The sequence below is a fragment of the Arthrobacter sp. NPDC055585 genome (assembly GCF_053619115.1).
Genome location: NZ_JBSHIT010000004.1, coordinates 147,206 through 168,382 on the forward strand (window position 1 = coordinate 147,206; position 21,177 = coordinate 168,382).

11 protein-coding genes are annotated in these 21,177 nt (G+C 66.8%); 8 read left to right on the plus strand and 3 right to left on the minus strand.

Annotation, left to right across the window (positions count from 1 at the left end):
- Positions 1–43 precede the first annotated feature (43 nt).
- Together ACWGQ2_RS08800 and ACWGQ2_RS08805 are read right to left on the minus strand one after the other, a co-directional pair.
- Positions 44–5,569, minus strand: a complete 5,526-nt coding sequence (locus ACWGQ2_RS08800; protein ID WP_452016343.1) for a DUF6531 domain-containing protein — start codon at positions 5,567–5,569, stop codon at positions 44–46.
- 307 nt (positions 5,570–5,876) lie between these two features.
- On the minus strand, positions 5,877–6,158 hold the full coding sequence (locus ACWGQ2_RS08805) for a pyrophosphorylase (RefSeq protein WP_452016345.1): 282 nt from the start codon (positions 6,156–6,158) through the stop codon (positions 5,877–5,879).
- Between the two features lie 212 nt (positions 6,159–6,370).
- Between ACWGQ2_RS08805 and ACWGQ2_RS08810 the strand changes: the two genes are divergently transcribed.
- The 5 genes from ACWGQ2_RS08810 (at position 6,371) to ACWGQ2_RS08830 (ending at position 17,279) form a co-directional block, all read left to right on the plus strand.
- Positions 6,371–9,211: a hypothetical protein gene (locus ACWGQ2_RS08810; RefSeq protein ID WP_452016347.1), complete on the plus strand. Its 2,841-nt coding sequence runs from the start codon at positions 6,371–6,373 to the stop codon at positions 9,209–9,211.
- Complete coding sequence (locus ACWGQ2_RS08815; protein ID WP_452016349.1) at positions 9,208–10,551, plus strand: hypothetical protein; 1,344 nt, start codon at positions 9,208–9,210, stop codon at positions 10,549–10,551. Before ACWGQ2_RS08810 ends, ACWGQ2_RS08815 begins: the two co-directional genes overlap by 4 nt.
- Positions 10,552–10,607: 56 nt before the next feature.
- Positions 10,608–14,915, plus strand: a complete 4,308-nt coding sequence (locus tag ACWGQ2_RS08820; protein WP_452016351.1) for an FtsK/SpoIIIE domain-containing protein — start codon at positions 10,608–10,610, stop codon at positions 14,913–14,915.
- The gene (locus tag ACWGQ2_RS08825) at positions 14,912–16,888 is read left to right on the plus strand and encodes a serine/threonine-protein kinase (protein WP_452016353.1); all 1,977 of its coding nucleotides are present in this window, start codon (positions 14,912–14,914) and stop codon (positions 16,886–16,888) included. Before ACWGQ2_RS08820 ends, ACWGQ2_RS08825 begins: the two co-directional genes overlap by 4 nt.
- A 115-nt stretch (positions 16,889–17,003) precedes the next feature.
- Positions 17,004–17,279 (plus strand): hypothetical protein, encoded by a 276-nt coding sequence (locus ACWGQ2_RS08830; protein ID WP_325791309.1) that lies wholly within the window; start codon positions 17,004–17,006, stop codon positions 17,277–17,279.
- Between the two features lie 6 nt (positions 17,280–17,285).
- On the opposite strand, the gene ACWGQ2_RS08835 is transcribed toward ACWGQ2_RS08830, so the two are convergent.
- Positions 17,286–18,167 (minus strand): patatin-like phospholipase family protein, encoded by an 882-nt coding sequence (locus ACWGQ2_RS08835; protein ID WP_452016356.1) that lies wholly within the window; start codon positions 18,165–18,167, stop codon positions 17,286–17,288.
- Positions 18,168–18,282: 115 nt separating this feature from the next.
- On the opposite strand from ACWGQ2_RS08835, the gene rlmH reads away from it, so the two are divergent.
- The 3 genes from rlmH (at position 18,283) to putP (ending at position 21,145) form a co-directional block, all read left to right on the plus strand.
- A complete protein-coding gene (gene rlmH / locus ACWGQ2_RS08840) occupies positions 18,283–18,738 on the plus strand; it encodes a 23S rRNA (pseudouridine(1915)-N(3))-methyltransferase RlmH (RefSeq protein WP_452016358.1) in 456 nt (151 codons plus the stop codon).
- An 86-nt stretch (positions 18,739–18,824) separates the two neighbouring features.
- On the plus strand, positions 18,825–19,478 hold the full coding sequence (locus ACWGQ2_RS08845; RefSeq protein ID WP_452016360.1) for a DUF4232 domain-containing protein: 654 nt from the start codon (positions 18,825–18,827) through the stop codon (positions 19,476–19,478).
- Positions 19,479–19,642: 164 nt separating this feature from the next.
- On the plus strand, positions 19,643–21,145 hold the full coding sequence (gene putP / locus ACWGQ2_RS08850; protein WP_452016362.1) for a sodium/proline symporter PutP: 1,503 nt from the start codon (positions 19,643–19,645) through the stop codon (positions 21,143–21,145).
- Positions 21,146–21,177 lie beyond the last annotated feature (32 nt).

The window sequence follows — 21,177 nt, forward strand, 5'->3', positions numbered from 1 at the left end:
CTGTCTCATTTCTCCAGCGATCAATCTCGCCTACTGTTCGAACTTACGGTGCCCGGTGCACCCCAACTGTCGGTCCGTCTGCGCCGTTGAGGAATCCCAGCCAGAAGGACGTCGATACAGCGTCTCGTCCGCCATTATCCCCCTGCCTGCCTCCAGGACGTATGAGCTCATTGACTGCGCCTTCGACACCCCCAGCAAAATGGTTCGTTACAAGGTCGACGCCAGTGGTCCACCGCGCTACATTCGGGGCCATGGCGTGCGCGCCCGCACCCGCGGGGTACACCGGCGTGATCTTCAATCCAGACGTCACGGCATTGGAAATGCTGCTACCGGCAACTCCGAATCCAAAACCGGTTCCGAACCCGGTCGCTGCAGAACCTACGTAACCGGCAACGGTTTTTTCACCGTCGTAATTGAATTGATAGTTCCCCAAGTTCGCGGTGGCACCCGATGTACCCGCGGCAGTCGCCGCACGTCCCGTACTGCTGAACGCGAAACGCAGAGCCGACTGCGTCGCCCCTGTACCGGCCTGAGCCATGGACGGCGCGGCCTTGGACATGACCCCGGCTACGCCCCCACCGGCCAGCCCCGCCGCGGCACCGATCATCGTGTCAACGCCAACCTGACCCCAATCCACCTCCCCGTTGAAGTGCTTCTGCGAAGCGATCGAAACGCCACCACTAATCAATGCCCCGGAGGCGGCACCAATCAGGGCCACACCCACCGGCCCACCAATACCCGTAGCCATCAGTGCAACGCCGGCAACGACAGCGGCACCGGCAACCACGTACTCCCAGTTGTTGTCCCACCATTCCCCGGCAGCGGCTGCCGCATTGGCCAGGAAGCCCTTACTGGAACCGTCGTAGGCCTTCAGTTCCTCATCGGTCAGCGGTCGCAGGCCGGTGGGATCCGTGGCGTTGAGTGGGTTGTTGCCGGCGTAGGAGTAGGGATTGCCGTCCCATCCGGCGCCGAGCACAGGGGCCAGCGGATCGGTGGAGAGGAAACCACGGGCCCTGGGGTCGTAGGCGCGGGCGCCGAGCCATTCCAGGCCTGCGATTTCCAGGCCGCCGCCACCGGTCAGGCTTACCCCGGACGGCAGCGTCCCTGCCGGCCCGGACAGTCCGGACAACGCACCCGGCGCACCCATCCCGGGCACCGCACCGGGGTCCGGAACCACCGACACACCGAGGACCGCCCAGGGGTCGGTGGCGTCGGTGGGCCGGGCGGCACGCCACCCGGGCGCCAGCCATGATTCCCCGAAACCGGTGACGCCGCCGGGCAGGTTCAGCACCTGCTGGTCACTGATACCCGCCAGAGAGGGGACGGGGTTCGCGGTGTCCCACCAGACCGGGCACCCGTCCACCGAGGCGAGTTCGCCCAGGGCATCCACCCAGAGTTCATGCCCGGCAACCTTCTGCCCGTCAGGGGTGCGGTCCGTGGTTCCGCGCAGATACCCGGTCTCGCCCCAGGCGTATTCGGTCCAGGACCCGTCCGGGCCGATCAGCCGGGACCGGCGTCCCAGCCCGTCATAGACATACTCCGTCTGGGACCCGTCCGGTTCGGTCACGGACACGAGCTGCCCGGCAGCATCATAGGCAAACGACCGGGGCCCGGCCGGGGTGAACTCCCGCACCAGCCGGCCGCCGTCGTCGTACTGCCACTCCGAGACCTGTGTCCGGGCCGAGGACGCGGCACCGGATTCTCCCAACGGGGTGGTCGCCGCAGCGATCAGCTGCCCCGCGCCGTCATACCCGTACCGGGTGACTGTACCGGCTCGGGTCAGGCCCGTGATCCGGCCCTCCTCGTCCCGGCCGATCAGCGTGACATCCGCCCCCGCCTCCGGGTCCGACCCGTTAACCCAGGTGTGTTCGGCCAGGAACCCGTTCCGGTAGGCCCATTCCTGCACCAGCTCTCCGGCCGATACCGCGGTCAATCGCCCCGCACCATCGTGGGTGAACCGCGCGTCGCCCAGCCTGGCGTTGTGCACCGTCGTCACCCGGCCGGCAGCATCATGCCGATATGTGGTGGTGGTTCCGGTGGTGTCGGTGAACGCGGTCCGGTGCCCGTCCGCGTCATAGGACCAGGACAACCCCTGCCCGCCGCGGGTGCGGGAGGTCAGTTGGCCGCGCCGGTTGAACCCGAGCTCGTGCTCCACGACCAGCCCGTCCTCCCCGGTGTGGTCGGTAATGACCACCCTGCGGGCCATGGCGTCGCGGTCCACCGTCGCCTGCAGTTTCCCGTTCCAGGAGGTGCTCTTCTCCCGCCCGGCAGCGTCATAGCCCCAGGCAGTCGTGTTCCCCTCCGCATCGGTCTGGGAAAGCTGCCGCCCGGCCGGATCGTAGGTCGCGGTGGTGACCCGGCCCAGCGGGTCCGTGACCGAAGCAACCTGATCCGTCTCCGTATACGTGCGGACGGTGACCCCGCCGGTCGGGTCGGTGATCCGGACCAGCCGGCCCCGGGAGTCGTACTCGAACCGGGTCCGGCCGCCCACACCGTTAACCGTCTCGACCAGTTCCCCGGCCAGGTTGTACTTGAACCGGCGGGTCCCGTACCAGGAGTCCTGGGAGAATATCAGCCGCCCGGCCTTGTCGTACCCGTAGCGGGCCACCCCGGTCCCGGGGCTGCGGCGCAGCACCAGCCGCCCGCACGCGTCGTAGCCGAAGGTCTCGGTGTCTCCGGTCGGCAGGGTCCGGGCCACCACCTGCTGGTCGACGTCGTACACCAGTTCCGTCACCGCACCCAAAGGGTCCGTGGTTTTCCAGGGCCGGCCGCAGTCGTCGTACTCGTACCGGGTCACCGCGCCGGACGGGGACGTGACCGAGACGATCTTCGCGGCCGCGTCCCGGCCGAGGACCGTCAGTCCGCCCTCGCCGTCGAGCAGTTCCAGCGGATTCCCGGCCGAGTCGTACGTGACGAGTTCCGCCGTACCGTCCTCGGTCTCTGCCCGTACCGGCCGCCCGTACTCATCGAAACGATAGGTGGCTGCGGAGAACGCATCCCGGATCGTTGCGGTCCCGGTTTTCCGGTCCGTTGACGCGTCGATCCGCACCCCGGTGGGATCCACGACGGCGCTCAGCGCACCCACCTTGTCGTACTCCCGGATCCAGTCATGGCCGGCCGGATCCGTGATCCCGGTCAGCCGAGACAGGCTGTCATGGGTGAAGCCCCAGCGTGCGCCGTCGGGCAGGAGTGCCGCGGTGACGTTGCCGAGCTCATCGAACACCCGCTCCACCGTGCGGCCCAGCGGGTCGGTAGTGCGGACCAGTTCGCCGTTGGCGGCGTAGTCCAGCCGGGTCCGCCCGCCGTCCGGTGCGGTGACTGAGGTAACCCGGCCCGCGGCGTCGTGCTCGAAGGTCCAGGCAGCACCGTCCGGGTCCTCACGGCGGACGAGCAGACCGGCTGCGTTGTAGCTGAACCGGGTCTGCGCGCCGGAAGGACTGACGGCAGCCACCGGCCTTCCCGCGGCATCGCGGACAATCCGGGCCGTGTCCCCCGCCGCATTGCGGGTGGCCGCCAGCTCGCCGTATTCGTTGTACTCGAAGGTGACGCTCACCCCGACCGGGTCGGTGACCCGGGTCAGCAGGCCGTCCTGCCAGGTCAGTTCGGTGCGCCCGCCCAGCGGATCCAGGATTGCCGACGGGTCCCGGCTGAGATCATCGGCGTACTCGTAGCTGACAACCGAGCCGGACTCCGTGACCAGGGTGGTGATGCGGTCCTGCTCGTCCCAGCCATAGCTTAGGTCGGCGCCCTCCGGGGTCACTGTCCGGGTCCGGCGGCCGCGCGCGTCATAGGCGTGGACCGTCACCGAGCCGTCACGTTCGGTGAAAGAGACCAGGTTTCCGTGGGCGTCGTAGGCCATGGACTGGCGCTGGTCATGGGAGTCCAGGACCCCGACCAGCCGGCCCTTGTTATCGGCGATCCAGGAGTTGGAGCGGGTGCCATCCTCGTCCGAAACCACGGTGACCCGGCCCGGGAGGTACGCGAACCGGGTCCGGCGTCCGTGCTGGGTGAGCTGCAGGATGACCCTGCCCTGTTCGTCGTACGTGTTTTCAGCCTCCAGGACACCGGCAGCGGAATGAACGGCGTCGATCAGCCCCTGCTCGTTCCACCGGTAGGTCCGGGTCCCGGTCTCCGTCGTCACGGAGGTCAGCCGGCCGGCGTCGTACCCGTATTCAACCCGGCGGCCGTCCGAGGCCCGAATGACGGCCACGTACCCGTCGGCATAGTCCACGTCGAGGAAGCGGCCCCGTACGTGCGCCAAGCGGATGACCGGGGGCACGGCATCCCCGTCCTGCTGGTTTTCGGTGCTGCGGATGACCGAAATGGTGCGGCCGGGCCCCGCTCCGCTTCCAAGCCATCGGCCGGCCAGGCTGTAGGCCCACCAGGAACCCTGGTTGTCCCGGACCACCAGTACGTCGCTGCTGCCGGCGGGGAGGGATGTCAGTTCCGCCAGGAAAGGAGCGGAAACAGGTTCCCGGGTGAGCCAGAAGTTTTCGCCCACGCCCCGGGCCCAGCCGTCCCCGTCGCGCGGGAAATCGATGGCACGGCCGTCGGCCAGTACCCACCGGCAGCCGTCGTCGGAAAGCAGCAGCTGCTGGTCCAGGACGGATGCCCAGCCCGGTCCAAAGACCCCGGGTGTTTCAAGACCGGATGCCAGTGAGTTGTACATGCGCGTCAAGGCCAGGTTGGATGCAGCGCCGGCGAAGCCCAAATCGGATTCGGGCTCAATGAAGTTGCCGGTGGCCGTGTTCACCGGGTCATTGGCGTATCCCGTGCTGGGCATGGCGCCGGCCGCAGTGGGCGGATCGATGACGAGGCCCGAACGGGTGGCGCTGACTCCGGCAGCAGCCAGCGCTTCGTTCAGGGCCGCATCGGAGAGCGTCGAGACGTTGCCTTCCCCTCCGGCCGCGGCGAACGCATCTGCAATGGTGCCGGCCCAGCGGGCATCGTTCTCGTTGGCTTCCAGGTACTCACGGTAGGCGCGGATTACCCCGGCGGCTTCGATCCGTCCCCAGTAGCAGCTGGACGCGAAGGAGGACAGGTGCCCTTCAAGGGTTCCCGGTGCAGAGGCCAGTTCCTGGTCCAGGCTGCGGGAGGTGACCGAGAAGCTCCGAAGGTTAGCCGGCCGGGCGGAGGATGTTCCCCCGCCGTACCCGCCGCCGGGAGGCGGGGTGCGCCGAGCTCCGGTGGCAGCGGTTGCCGGGGCGAAAACGGGGGCGGGACCCGGATCCATGTTCGGCCGGGCGTCTTCGCCTGTCAGCCAGTCCCAGCCCTGCTCCAGCCAGTTGCGGTCGTTATGCTCCCGGACCCACTCGTTGTTCTCCCGGCGCCTCGCGTCTTCATCGCGTCCGGCATCGATCATCTGCCCCACGTAGCCTGCCACGGTACGCAGAGCGTCAGCGAGGGCGCGGGCATCACTGGCCGCCGTTGTCGCGTTCGCCTGGAACACCTCGGAGAAATGCCCTTTGAAGTCCTCTTTTGCCGCAGCTACCGCGGCATAACGTGACCCGGACTGACCGTCTAAGCGTTCCGCTGCCCGTTCGAAGCCTGATTTCACCGCCCCGGCCACGGCGTAACTGAACCGCCCTCCATGCGATGCGTCCGAAGCCGGCAATAACGGCATTTCAACGAACTCGGTCACGATCAGCGCCCCCCACTGAATAAAAGCCAAAGAAGAATGTCCACGCCGCAGTTCTGCCTCGGCAAATTCTGTACGGAGGCGCGCAGACGGCAATAACGTCCGCGCCCGCGGACCCGATTGGAAAAAAGCCTGAGCATCCCAGGCACGCCGGGATTAGTGTTCCATGCAAGCGGCCGGGCGGCTCATGCCCGTTGATCGGCGAAGCAGCCCGGCCCTTACACTCCGGAATGCGCGCTTATGCGCCGCCTCCGGCAGAGAAAATGTTCTGCGAGATCTGCTGCAGCTGCCCGCGCAGCTGCTCGAGCTCTTCCCTCGCCTTGTCGAGAGCTGCCTTGGTCTCAGGCCAGGTGGAGCCGCGGAACTGGGCTGCGAGAGGACCGTCCCACACATTCGGATCGGAGAGGATCTTTCCCTGGGCGTCCAGCGCCGCAATCTGATCCGTGAAACCGCCGTTGATGATCGACTGAACCTGGCCAATGGCAGACTTTGCCTGCTCGGTTGACAACACACGTGACATTAGAATTCCCCCTAAGAAAAGCGCTTCTCCACCGGATGGAAACCCTCCGGCGACCGGACGAAGGCACGATACCAAGATTGCTGACTAATTCCAACAGTGCGGAAAAACGGCACTCCAAACCTCGGTAAATCCCCACCGCGGACCGATTAGTCATTCACACGAACACGCCCTATGATCATCATGCTTACGGCTGCGGACGCGGGGGGACGATCATGCCAATCTTTAACAGAGCCGGAAAACTGACCACAGGACGAGTGCTGCCTGCACGGCAATTGATCGGCGCTTCTCTCATTGTTTTTGGACTGGTCGCTGCCACTTCCTGCACACCGGCACCCGAGCCGGAGCCCGTCGCCGATCCCGTCAAGATCCTGCAGAACGTTAGGGTCGGCCTGTCCCCGGCGGCCGGGATCGAGACCGTCTCGGGAACCACCATTTCCGTGTCCGCGACGGGTGAATCTTCCGCCGAGGAAACTGACTATGACGCGGCCCAGGTAGTGGGCGATCTCCCCGTACGGGTGAGCCTGCAGTACCGGGCCGGAGAGGCATCCGGATCAGACCTCGCCGAGCTGCGGGGCCACACCGGGCCGGTTGAGATCAATCTGACTCTGGAGAATCTCACGGTCAAGCCCCGGGTTGTGGAATACGACGCCGCCGGTCAGGCCCGCTCTGAAACCGCCCTCGTCGGCGCGCCGCTCACGGTAGCCGCATCGGCGAAGCTCAACGGCGTTCAGGCGAAGGACATCACGCCCGGCTCTGCGGACGGGACCACGGGAACCAACGGAGTTCTGAGCAGCACCGAAGACGGTGCCGCCGTTGTTCAGTGGGCCAGCGTGCTGGCTCCGCCGCAGTCCGGGGCGAGCACCACGCTGAGGCTCGTCGCAGATGTTGAGGACTTCCAGATTCCCTCCATCGACGTAGCAGTACAGCCTGGCCTCGCCACCGATCTGAGCGCCGACGGCGTACTGGCAGGCGCGTTCACCTCCGGCCCGGACTCGGAAATGGATCTGCAGCGCCGAACCATCACCCTGGTCTCCGAGGTCAACACTGTGCTGCTGCAGGCCGGATCCACGATTACCGAGGTCCGGCGCAATCTGCAGGAGACCTCCCAGACCCTGGGTGTCAGGACCGCAGGGGAACTCCGGGATAACTCCCAGGCCCTTGCATCGACCATGTCCGGTCTGAAGGACCAGCTGCAGGTGCTTGGCGGTGACTTGGAATCTGCCACGAAGTCCACTCAGTCCACGACCTTGTCCCAGCTGCAGCAGACAGTCTCCGCCGTTGACTCCATGCTGGGAGATACCTCATCTGCTCCGCCGCGGCCGGCGGTAGACGGCGCCGGCTGCGAAGCGGAAGTTGCGAAGCCGGAACAGGCTTCGACGGTTTACTCCAGCATTCTCACCATGGCGTCCCAGCTGGATGCCTACGCCACGGTCAGTGCGGAGTGCCGGGACACCGTAGCGGATGCGATCACGGAAACGATGGGTCCTGAGAACCCGTCCCCGGAGCAGTGTCAGGAACAGGGGTCCATGACCTGTTTCCTCTACGGTTCCGCCGTAACGGTCACCGGAGCCCTGCTGTCCCTGGTTCAGGAGGGCGACGAACTCGTGGCTGGACTTCAGCCAGAGCTGTTCGGGAACGCGATCACGGATCATGCTTCTTCCGCTGCCAGGCTGGAGGAGGCTCAGGCTGATCTGCAGAGCCTGCTTGCGGGCATGGAACCCGGCGTTGACTACACGGCAGCGTTGACGGGCCTCAATGAGGCCATCGCGTCAGCCAGGACATCCGTCGAAGGAACCCGCAGCGCCGCAGCGGCGGCGCAGAGCAGCGTGGATGGTCTCCGGCAAAAGCTGCTGGACATCCAGGACGTCGCCCAGGACTCACGGGACGAGCTGACCGGCGGCCCGCTCTGGAACCGTTCGATGACCGCACAGACGCAGGCACTGGCTGAGGAACTCTGCGAACTGAGCGGCGGAGCCATCCCCCTGGCCGGGGAGCTCTCCGCTGCCGACGTGGAACAGCTCCGGTCCTTCCTGACGGATGCCCCCTGTGATCCTCAGGACCCGGTACTCGGCGCACCCCCCGGGTTCCAGGAACCCCTGGAAGCCCGTCTGGAGGCCCAAACGGCCGCCTGGGATTCGGTCCTTTCCTCGGTGGACACCACCGCGCCCGACGAGGCAATTGCCGGTGCCTTCGCCGCTCTGGACGCTGCGGTCACAGATATCGACTCCAAACTGGATGCCGTGGACGAAGCTGTCGACACCCTCGACAGCACCGCCACGGGGAACATCAGCGGCACCCGGGGCGCACTGGGGGAGCTGGCGGAAAAACTTGCGGAAGCCATCAGCTCATCCGCGGCTGCCGGAACCACCCTTACCGCTCTCAAGGAGCAGCAGGATGAGCTGGGAGAAAACATCAGGACTTCTTTGGAAGACGTCACCGATGAGACCGCTGCGGCCGTAGAGGAGGCGCTGCAGGGCCAGGTGCGCGAGGTAGCTGAAATCGGTGCGTCAGGTTCCGAGACAGTAGTGGCCGCCTTCAACCGTTCGATCGCAGGCCTTGAATCCACTTCAGACTCCGTGCTCGACGATGCCCGGGGCACGGTGGATAAGCAGCGGAAGGAACTCCTCGGCCGAAGCGGGGCCCTGTCAGCCAGCCTGGACGAGAGCACACGGTCCTCCCTGGCGAACATCGCTGCCGGGACGTCAGGTTCAACCCGCGACGTGGAAGGTGCCGGTGCCCTTCTGTCCTCCAGCCTCAACAAGGTGATGCTCGATCTGGGTGACCGGTCCGTGAACGGATCGGGGCTGCTGGGCTCAATGGCCACCAGCGCGGCCAAGGCAGACACCGCCGATTACCAGCTGGCTTTGGCAGCGCAGAACGCGGAGGGATACAGCAATATCCGGTCCCGGGACGTAGCGGGGCTGCTGCTGCGGCAGGCGCAGTTCAAAGCTTCGCTCACGGCGGTGGACGAGCTCCCTGCCTTCCAGCTGCAGGTGCCCGGCGGTGCTGCATCCCAGACGCTGTACACACTAACGATCGGAGGCGGCGAATGAGCTACCGTGCTCGGTGGGTGACGGGGATTCTCGCCGTCCTCGCCGTGGTTGTCGCCGGTGCGGTTGCCCTCGCCGTGACGCTGAACCGTCCCGCAGAAGCACCCCGTCCTGATCCGGTCGCGGCGACCGTCCCCCTTGCCCTGACCGCGCAGAACCTGCCTGGGGACTTCACAGTCGGCGTCGTCCTGACATACGGCCAGTCCGGTGAACCCGGCTCCGAGTACAACCGGGCCGCGCAGGGTGCGGTTGTTGCCGCCCAGCGGTTCAGCCAGGGCGGTACCTCCGTCTCGCTGCGGGCCCAAAACGACGGCGGAACCCGGGAGGGTGCACGCGAGGCCGTCCGGGCACTGGCGGAACAGGGCGTCTCGGGCCTGGTGGTGGCAAGCACGGGAATGCAGGCTCAGGCCGCTGCCAAGGCAGCGGAGGAGCTGGGCCTGCCGGTTATTCTGCCCTATGCCGAACCGGCTGACCCGGCACCGTCCACCTGGACCACCAAGCCGACGGCAGCCTCCATCGGTTCCGCCGTCGAAAGCGCACTGGACGGGCGTAACCGGATCCTGCTGGTGAGTGATGGTGGCAGCCCGCCACCACTGGAACGCATTTCGCAGGAGCTCACCCTCGAGTCCTTCGACGACGTCATGGCTCTGGCTCAGGAGGCCGCAATCCTGACTGGAGACCAGCTGCGCCCCGCCGCCGGGGACGGGGCCCGGGGAACTGAAGCCTCCAGGGTTGCCGAAGCGGCGGACGCGGTGATCGTTTCAGCGGCTTCACCGCAGCGGCTTGCCCGGCTGGTGCATGCTCTGCAGTCCCGTGACGTTTCTGTGCCTCTCATGCTGCCGGAGGAAGCCGCTTCCCCGCACTTCGCGGCAGCGCTGGCCGAACTGGACGGGACCGTTTCCGGCCAGCTGATCAGTGTGGCAGCACCGGGAGGGGACAGCGCTGCACTGATGCAGGACGCTCCGGGACGCGGCATGTCTGCATTCCTCTCAGCTGTCCGGCTGGCTGCCGGAGACCCTGACGTCAGAAACCTCACCGCTGACGGCACCTTCACTGCTGATGCCTGGGCCGCGGATTCCTCAAGCCACGACGCGGTGATTGCTCTGGTGCGGGCTGCAGCCTTCGCGGAAAGCGGAGACCCGAAAAAGGTCGCAGCAGCCCTCGCAGGCATGTCCTTCGGAGCCGGCGAAGGCCTGGCTGGCCCGCCGCTCGATTTCTCCCGCACGGCAGCCATGACCTCCGAACCGGTCCCGGTCTTCGCTTCCAGCCAGGATCTTGGCCTTCGCCCTGCAGACGGGAACGCTCCGCGCCTGATTTGGATACCGGCCCCGCAAGATCCCTGACCCTCACCTGCCAGCCCTGAATGGACCGGCACCGCCCGACCCGGAAGGAACGCCCGGTGCGTGTACTGATCGATCTGGACGAGACTCGTCTTGAGTGCGACGTGGCACATGCTGCCCCCGCTACGACTCTTGCCGATTTGGTGGAGACCGCCGGCGGACAGCGTTTGGCGCCCGAGGAACAGATCTACGTCGATACAGCCGAAGTGAGGGGAGCCACGCCCGTTTCGGAGCTGCTGCTTCTGGAAGGCAGCAGGATCTCCCGCGCACCGTGGCCCGTCCCCCGGCGCGCAGCCGGCTGGACGGTCACTCTTGCAGGCGGGCAGAGCGCCGGCCAGGTTGCGGAGGTTCCGCAGGGCCGCGAAATGCTCATTGGACGCTCGCCGCACGCTGATCTCACCCTGCCGGCCGAGAGTGCCTCCTGGGATCACTGCCGCCTCCGCCGGGAGGAGGACGGTCTGCGCGTACTCGACTGCGGATCCACCAACGGCACCCTGGTCAACGGCGAACCGGTTGACGCCGACGGCGTGCTGGTCAGCGGCAACACAACAGTCATTGCCGGCGGAACGGTGCTGCTGGTGCGCAGGTCACTCGATGAGACTCCAGCCCCCCAGCCGGGCACTCTGCACAATCTGACGCCCGCGGCGACGGCGCCGTTCAACCGTCCGCCCCGCCCGGGCACGCCCGCGGCGGGAGATCCGCTGGTCCCTCCTTCGCCCAAGGATGTGCCGCCCGCCAGTAAATTCAGCTACATCACCGTTCTGGCCCCTCTGGTCATGGCCGTCGCGATGGTGATGATCCTGCGTGACCTGCGCTTCGCGATGTTCGCCATGCTGAGCCCTGTCATGGCCGTTGGAATGTGGTTCGAACAGAAACGCCGCTTCACCCGCGGACTCAAGGAAGAAGATGAGCGGTTCACCGGTGCGGTCAAAGAGTTTGAGCAGCAGATTCGCACCGCTGCCGCAGCCGAAACCGAGCGCCGTCACCGGATGATCCCCGACCCCGCGACGGTGGTGCGCCGGCCCGCCCTTCCGGCCACGTCCCTGTGGCAGCGCCGCGCAGATTCCGACGACTTCCTTGCCCTCCACGCCGGCACGGGCGACGTACCGTGGAAACCCGCGCTGGACCGGAACGCAGGACCACGACTGGATGAGAAAGTGAAGACCGCCCTGGCCAACGCCCGGTTACTCTCCGCACCGGTGCTGGTGGACCTGACCAACGCCGGAGTAGTGGGCATGGTGGGGCCCCGGGAAGACACCCTGGCACTGGCCCGGTCCCTGCTGGCCCAGGCGGCTGTCCATGTTGGTCCGGCGGACCTCACTGTAGGAGTCTTCTGCGACCCCGGACGGTCAGAGGACTGGGAATGGGCGTCCTGGCTTCCGCACACCCGCCAGGCAGGCAGCAGCACCGGCCAGCGGTGGATGTCTTCCCACCGGGAAACCAGTGTGTCCATGCTGCGCGTCCTCAAAGATACGGTCCAGGAGCTGCCCACACCGGCACTGCTTGTTGTACTGGACTCGGAGGTGCTCACCGAAGGCAGGGACGCCCCGGCGCGGGCCCTGCTGGGCATGGGCCGCGCCGCCCCCGGAAGCGCTGGCGGGACAGACCGCTCACGGGTAGCCGGCATAGTCATAGCCACCTCGGAGGAACAGCTCCCAGCCTCCTGCACCACCATCATCCGGGTAGGCGAAGACTCAGCGGCCACCGCGGAGCAGCCGGAAGACCTTAGCCGCGTGGAGGATTTCATCCTGGCGGGCCTCAGCCGGGAGGAAGCCCTGCGCTGCGCCACACGGCTGGCACACTTTGACGACCCGGAGCTGAGCGTCCCCGGCGCTTCCCTGCCCTCCCTGGTCCGCCTGCCCGGGCTCCTCGGATACGAGCGCCCGGATCCGTCCGTCATCCGCCGCATGTGGCAGTCATCCAACGGAGTTTCCACTCCAATCGGGACCGGAGAAGAAGGTCCCCTGACCCTCGATTTGGTCAAGGACGGCCCGCACGGACTGGTGGGCGGCACTACCGGATCCGGGAAGTCCGAGTTCCTCCGTTCCCTGGTGGCCGGTCTGGCCGCGCGCAACGACCCCACCCGGCTGAACTTCATCCTCATCGACTTTAAGGGCGGTGCCGCGTTCAAGGCCTGTGAGCGCCTCCCGCACACCATCGGCACTATCTCCAACCTGGATGAGCAGCTCGCCGACCGCGCCCTGCTGGCCCTGGAAGCTGAGATGGAACGGCGCCAGCGGGTCTTCGCGGCGGCAGGGGAAGGCATCGACAACCTAAACGCCTACCTGGCCACCAACCCTGCCGAGCCCATGCCCCGGCTGCTCCTGGTAATCGATGAGTTCGCCATGCTGGCGAAGGACTTCCCGGATGTCCTCAAGGCACTCGTCAGCGTAGGCGCCGTCGGCCGCACCCTGGGCGTGCATATGATCCTTGCGACGCAGCGCCCGGCGGGCGTAGTGAGTGACGACATCCTGGCGAACACCAACCTTCGGGTGGCCCTGCGTGTGCAGAGCCGGGAGGATTCAAACAACGTGATCGGCGTGCCTGCTGCTTCTGAAATCGGCAGGGCACAAATGGGCCGGGCATATGTGAAGCTCGGCCAGGATGACATCACCCCTGTCCAGACAGCCCTGGTTACCGGCCGGGCCCAGGTCGGCAGCGGACCCGATGTGGACGTCCGCGAAGTGGGGCAGTTCGGCATCCCTGTTCCACCTCCCGCCGCACCGCGCTCCGCACTGGCCGATGAGAATGACCTGGACCTCCTCATCGATGCCATTGAACGGGCTAACGCCGAGGAGGGATACGCCCCGCCACGGCAGGTCTGGCCCGAAGCGCTCGGCGAACGGGTCGAACTGGCAGGTTTCCTGGCTGAAACCGGCGACGGCGGCGCAGCGGCCTCAGCGTCCGGCGCTGACCGGCCGGAGGGCCTTGCTGCCGTGGGCGGTGTCCTCGGGTCCTCGGTGCAGGTGACTCTGAGGGATGAGCCTGAGCTTCAGCGCCAGTCCCCGTCCGGATGGGACATGTCCGCCGGGAACCTGATGCTGATGGGCGTGGCGGGCTCCGGTACAACTACCGCCCTCGCTTCCATCGCGCTGGCCCTTGCCCGGGACACCGATCCCGCGGATCTGGACCTGCTCGTCCTCGACCTGGGCTCACGCGGACTCGAGGCATTGGAACGCCTGCCGCATACCGTGGCGTACGTGGGCACCGGAGCCGGAGCCAAGGAACAGCAGGCACGCTTCCTGCGGCACCTGAATACTGAGCTGGAGCGCCGCCGGTCCGACCCCGGCAGCCACCGCCGCGCCGTGGTGCTGCTCGATGGCCTGGCCTCGCTGCGGGACGAGTTCCAGGACTACGAAGGCCAGCAGATGCTGGACATGCTCTATCGCGCCTACGCGGATGGACCTGCCCTGGGTTTGTCCTTCGCGGTGTCCACGACGCGGGCCAAGGCAGTACCGTCGGCAATGAACGAAGTGACACTGCAGCGCTGGCTTTTCCGGCTCGCAGACACTTACGACTACTCCTCGCTCGGGGTACGCGGGAAACAGATCCCGGCACCGGTCCCCGGCCGGTGCGTGGACCCGCGCAACTCCCTGCAGATGCATGTAGCCACTCCCGGCATTGGTTTGGAGGCTGCTGTTGAGCGTGTATGCCGGGACTGGGCGCACGCGCCGGCAAAGGCCGCTGCGATTAGGCGGCTGCCCACGCACCTCACCCTGGACCAGCTGGGTGTTGCACCGCAGCTAGAGGGTGAACCGTGGCTCATTCCCGTCGGCATGCACGAGGCAGACCTCTCGCCGGCCTTCCTGGAGATCTATGAAGGCGAGCACGCCCTGGTGGCCGGGCCTGCCCGGTCGGGGAAGTCCACGCTGCTCCTGGCCCTCGCAGCGGAGCTCCGTTCAGCTCCGGCACCCCGGGGCCCGGCCCAGGTATGGGGCATCTGCGACCGGCGCTCTCCGCTGGGCAGTGCCGAGCTGGACCGCGTCGCCGTCGGCGCTGATGAGGTACCGGCGCTGCTGGCGGCCCTGCGGCTCGAACGCGGCCCCGTTTTCCTCCTGATCGATGACGCCGAGCGGTTTGAAGACACTGACCAGTCCATCGCCGGGTGCGTGGCATCGGGCCAGCCGGGACTGTGCATCATCGCTGCCGGACGCTCCGCCGACCTGCGCGGGCTGTACAGCCACTGGACCAAGACCGTGCGCAAGTCCCGTCTTGGTGTCCTGCTGCAGCCGGATGTTGATTACGACGGCGAGCTGCTGGGTGCCACGCTGCCCCGCAGGGCGCCGGTTGCGCTCACTACGGGCCGCGGTTACCTGGGCGTCGGCGGACGTACCGCATTGATCCAGTCAGCGGGGATTGCAGGATGAGTCTGGCTCAGACCGGCCAGGCACTCGGTGCCTCCTACCGTTTCGGCGAACGGGTGGGGTCCGGCGCCGTCGGTGAGGTCTGGACTGTTCATTCGGCGGACGGCCGGACCCTGGCGGCCAAGGTACTGCGTCCGGAACATGCTGATGACCCGTCGCTCGTTGAGCGGTTCGTCCGCGAGCGCTCTGTTCTCCTCGCGCTGCAGGCTCCCTCCATTGTTCCGGTGCGGGACATGGTGGTTGAGGGTCCCAGGCTGGCCATTGTCATGGACTACATAGCCGGCGGTTCGCTGCGGGAGGCCGCGAACGACGCCGGTCCGCTGCGGCCCGCAGACGCGCTTACCCTTACCGCCGAGGTATTCGATGCCCTGTCTTTCGCCCATTCGCGCGGAGTGACGCACCGCGACATCAAACCGGACAACGTCCTTCTGGCCCGGCCCTGGGCCGAGTGGTCTCCCGGGGATGTGCGCGTCTCGGACTTCGGCATCTCCGACGTGGTGGGCGAGAAAATCCGGCAGACTACCGGGCTCATCGGCACGCCGCAGTACATGCCGCCGGAGCTCATCAGCAAGGGCCGGTCAGGCCCGGCCGGTGATGTGTATGCGGCCGGCATCCTGCTGTACGAGCTGCTGGCCGGACGAACCCCGTTCGCGGGCCCGGGTCCGGATTTCAGTGTGGCGTACCGGCACGTTTCCTCCCGCCCGCCCCGGATCCCGGTGGATGACGCACTCTGGGAGGTACTGGACCGCCTGCTATCCAAGGATCCGGCTCTCCGCCCGGCCGCCCCGGAGGCTGCCGCGGCGCTGCGCCGGCTGGCTTCCCGGCTTGCGGATTCCGCTGCCCTGGAGCCCAGTGGGAACCCCGACGAGTTCGACGACGTTGAGCGTCCCGCCACGGTGGTGCGCGGCGCGTTCACGGACGAGGAACTCACCGCACTCGCCGCGGCGCCGGCTGAGGAGTCTTCCGACGTACCGGATCTGGGGCACGCGGGCAGCGCTACCGTTATCCGGTCCATACCGCGGCGTGATGCGGGGCCAAAGCCGGAGCCCGGCGGACAGGAACCGGCCAAAACCGCGTTCTGGCGCACGCGCAAGGCCCTGCTGCTGGCCGGTACTGCAGTGCTGCTGCTCGTTGCGATGGTTGTGGGGTTCATCGTGCTCACTCCCGGCCAGAAGCCCGAACCCGCAGCTGCCGGCGAGCAGCTGTTTGCGCAGCTTCAAGACCAGGCACTCCCAACCGGTCTGACCATCTCGAGGCGGGCCGCCTTTGACCCGTCATCGGGTGAGACCAGGCTGACCGTCGGGTACGCGGCACAGAAAGCCCCGCTTTCCGGCGATTTCCTTGAAGTGGTTCCGGATTTGGCCGACGGCGCTGCCTGCCCCGCGCTGACCTGGGAAGGAGCGGAGGTGACCCGCAATCAGGGCTCCGTCACCGGCGTCGACGTGGAATGCGGATGGAAGCTTTCCGGCCTTGAAATTCCGCCGGGCGGATCGGTGGAAGTGACCGCCGCCGTACCGGTGGCGCCGGCCGACCAGCAGTCACTGGATGACTGGCTGCGCTCCGTCTCAGAGGCGACCGGAGCCGTAGCGCAGGATCGTTCTGTTTCGGGCACGTCCTATCCCGCCCAGCGGCTCACGGGGGTTGAGGTGCGCACACCTTCCCGGGTTGTGACACCGAGCCCGCTGATGATCACCGTGGTTCCGGTGTGGGCCGGCGGCCCGGATGAGCTGAACCCCCTGTATGTCAGCCCCGCAGCCGGCAAGCCCTCGCAAATGCTGAACGCCGTGGCCGGCGGAGAGAAGGGAGTGCGGTTCTCTGACGGATGCGGCGGGGCCCTGGCGGTGGACAGTTCAGGACTCACGGTGACTGCCCTGCAGATTTCCCCGGAGTGCACTGTCCGCGCCAGCATCGGGAATTTCACCGAGCTGCAGTCCCGGCCCTTCAGCATTACTTCCCGGGAGGCTTCCGGAGACTAGCTCCGGGCGACGCCGTTTTCGCAGTGTCTGCTGCCCTGTCCGGCGCCGCCTCGGCCTGCTAGTGTCCTGCCCTCAGCCAAACGGTTCTGCTACGGCCACAGGACGGGAGAACTCCGTGAGCGTAAGGATTCTGCGGGCAGACGGCCCGGTGGAAGAACTCGACGACGAAGAGAACGGCACACGCTACGCCTACCAGGTGGCACCCGGCGGAGTGCTGCTGGTGATGGAATGCCCCGACGACGGCAAGTGGCTGGTTCGCAAGGAAGTCTCTGCCAACCGCTGGAACGAGGTTTCCGGACGGCGGTACATCGGCGACGTGACCGGCGTCGGCGGGATTGAGGGCGGCAAGGCCGACGGGCGCCCCAAGTCGACGAAGCTTCCCCCGCCGTAGCGGGAGTCAGCCGGTCCAGAAGTCCCGCATCGCCGCAGCAGCTTCCGCGCCCTGGCGCCGTCCGGCCGCCGACGCCGGAATCCGGGTGGAACGCAGCAGCGGGTTCGCGCCGAAATCACTCAGGGCTGCTTCATCAGCCTCGATGACAAACGTACTGCTGTGCTGCTGCAGCTTCGCCAGTGCCTGCGGCAGGCTGGGTCCAAACGGGCTTACCGGCGCCTCCGGCCCGCAGGCCAGCACCAGCACCTTCCCGTATCCCTCGGCCACGTCGGCGTTGGTGGCCGAACGCATCCCTCCGTCCATATAGGGCCGGCCGAGGATGGTAACCGGCGGCCACACCGTGGGCACCGCACAGCTGGCCGCAACCGCACGGGCCAGTTCGACGTCGGACGTTGCGTCCATGACCGTGAAGGATCCGTCCTCGGCATCCACCACCGAGATCCCAAACGGTTTGTCCGGCCACTCCGGCTGCGGCAGCAGGGACCGGATGCTGGAGACCCACTCGCCCTCGGTCATCACCGCGGGCGTGGTGCGGGCCAGCTGGCCTACCCGCGCCCGTGCCGCCTTCTCATCGCCGTCACCCCGCCCCGCCGTCGCGGTAAGTTCGATGAAGGCTTCGCTGCTGAAGCCGCTGGGATCCTGGTACGGCACATCGGTTCCCTGCGCTGCCAGCGCCTCCCCGGCGTCGTCGAGCTGTGCCTTCAGGACCTGGAGCAGCAGGCCGGAGCGCAGTGCGGCCCCCACCATGGATCCGGCGGAGGTTCCCACCACCAGGTCCGCCGCGTTGAGGTCAATCCCCTCCTCCAGAAGCGCCGCCAGCACGCCCATCTCCCATGCGATCCCCGCTACTCCCCCGCCGCCGAGGACAACCGCCCGTGTCTGGCTCATTCTGTGCACTCCGTTCGTTTACGGCCCAATGCCCGGGAGTCTAGACCTGCGGGCCGCCCGGCGGCAGCCGCGCCGTGCGTTTCTGACCCGGCCGCGGCCGGTATTGAATAGAGTCATGGCATTACGCGTTCTGATGGTCGGCCGAAAGCACGAGGACTGGGTAGTTGACGGGATCCGCCGCTATGAAAAGCGGCTGAAAAAGCCCTTCGACCTGACCTGGGTGTCAATTCCGCACTCCGCCCGGGAAAACGACGCCGCCCGCAAGGAGGAATCCGAGCGGCTCCTGGCCAAGCTCGGCAGCGACTACGTGATCCTGCTTGATGAGCGCGGCAAGGCCATCACCTCCCCGCAGCTGGCCCGGACACTGCAGAAGCCACTGGATAATTCGCGCAACGTCACGCTGATCATCGGCGGCGCCTACGGCGTGGACCAGAGTGTGCATGACCGCGCGGACTTCGTCTGGTCACTGTCCCCGCTTGTTTTCCCGCACCAGTTGGTGCGGCTGATCCTCGCGGAGCAGGTCTACCGGGCCCAGGAGATCGCAGCCGGCCGCCCGTACCACCACGAATAGCGCTCCGACCGTAACAATTCGGTGTGCTTTACGGCAGCACCGCGGTGCGGTTTGACCACGTCAGGCCGCAGGTTCAGGGTGAACCCATGAGAACCAAGGCTTCTGCTTCCCCATCCCTCCTCGTTGCCGGGCTGGTCGCCGCCGGTCTGGCCCTGACGGCCTGCAGCGGCGGCAACAATGCAGAGGAATCCCCGAGTCCTTCGGCCAGCTCGACGGTGGGCGCTACGGCCAGTGCCTCAGCATCCGGCTCCGCTTCAGCTTCCGGCAGCGCGACGGCGGCGCCCGAAACGTCCGCTTCTGGACCTGCGGACGGCGTTGCGCTGTGCACGGCGGACAAGCTCGCCGCGGAGATCGAAGACACCCCGGGCGGCGGTGCTGCGGGCAGTGTCTACCGCGATTTGGTGCTGACGAACACCTCCGGGGAACCCTGCACAACCTTCGGATACCCGGGCGTCTCCTACCTCGGGATATCAGGGACGCAGGTCGGTGCTCCGGCTACCCGTTCCGGCGGAACTGACGCCGTGGCCGTGCTCCTGGAGCCGGGGCAGTCCGCCGTCGCTGCCCTGCGCGAAACCCGCCCGGAGAACTATGGCGAGGAGTGCTCGATGGTGCCTGTTTCCGGACTCCGTGTATTCCCTCCGGACGATACCGCCTACGTCAATATTGCCCGTGCCGGATACGGCTGCAGCAGCGAAGAAGTCGAGCTTTTGGAGGTTGGTCCGCTGGCTGGTCCGCGCTAGCACGGCGCCCTGCGACACCCAAGTCCCGCAGCTTGCAAATTCGCCGTGAGCTAAATCGCTTGGCATACTAATGGGCACTTGTGGCCTGCGACACCGTTCCAATCCGTGTGTGCAGGCCATTCTGACCCTGACCAACGTGATACGGAACTGACCGGAACGGCTACATGACTGACGAAACGTACAAGCTGATTGCCCTGATTATCTATATGGCTGCCATGCTGGGCATCGGGTGGTGGGCCTACCGCCGCACCTCGAACCTGGATGACTACATGCTGGCCGGGCGGGGGCTCAAGCCAGGCGTCGCAGCACTCAGCGCCGGCGCCTCGGACATGTCCGGCTGGCTGCTGATGGGCCTGCCGGGCGCCATCTACCTCGCCGGACTCACCGAGGCCTGGATCGCCGTCGGGCTCACCATTGGTGCCTGGCTGAACTGGAAGTTCGTGGCTCCGAGGCTGCGCTCCTACACCCTGGTGGCCAACAACTCGATCACCGTGCCGAGCTTCCTGGAGAACCGCCTCAAGGACCGCAGCCGGATGCTGCGCGTGCTCTCCGGCATCATCATCCTGGTCTTCTTCACCTTCTACGTCTCCTCCGGCATGGTGGCCGGCGGCGTCTTCTTCGAGAGCTCCTTCGGATCCAGCTACACCACCGGCATGCTGATTGTGGGCGGCGTGACCATCGCGTACACCCTCTTCGGCGGATTCCTGGGTGCCAGCTACACCGACGTAGTGCAGGGCCTGATGATGCTGCTCGCCCTCATCGCCGTTCCCGTTGTGGGTATCTTCCTGGTGGGCGGCCCTTCCGGCATGGCCGAATCACTGCGCGAAATCGATCCCGACATGCTCAACCCGATTGCTGGTACGACGGCGCTGGCCGTGATCTCGGCCCTCGCCTGGGGCCTGGGCTACTTCGGGCAGCCGCACATCATCGTCCGCTTTATGGCCCTGCGCTCTCCCGCCGACGCCGTTGCCGGCCGCCGCATCGGCGTGGGCTGGATGGTGCTGAGCGTAGTCGGTGCCGTGTTCACCGCCCTGGTTGGCGCGGCGTACTTCCAGCAGAACGATCTGACCCTCAGCGATCCCGAGGCCGTGTTCCTGAGCATGGCGCAGGCCCTGTTCCACCCGCTGGTTGCCGGTTTTGTGCTGGCCGCCGTCCTGGCCGCGATCATGAGCACCATCTCTTCCCAGCTGATCGTCACGTCCTCCGCCCTGGTGGAGGACCTGTACAAGATTGTGGTCAAGAAGGACGCGTCCCAGCGGATGCTCGTGATGCTCGGCCGCGGCGCAGTGCTGGTGGTCTCCGTCGTCTCCATTCTCCTGGCGCTGGACCGCAGCAACTCCATCCTGGATCTGGTCGGCTTCGCCTGGGCAGGATTCGGAGCCGCCTTCGGCCCCACCATCCTGCTCTGCCTGTTCTGGCGCCGCCTCACCACCGCGGGCGCGCTGGCCGGCATGGCTGCAGGCGCCGTCACCGCCTTCGCGTGGGGCAGCTCGGAGCTTTCCGCCACCCTCTACGAGATCATCCCCGGCTTTGCCGTTAACCTGATGCTCGCCGTCGTCGTCAGCCTGCTCACCCGGGCTCCGGCCGGACTGGACAGCGACTTCGATGAGGCACGGGACCTGGCCCGGCGCGGTGCAGAAGAGCCGGAAACCGTTCCGGCCCGCTGACCTGCCGAGCCGTTCTCCCCATCGAGATGCCA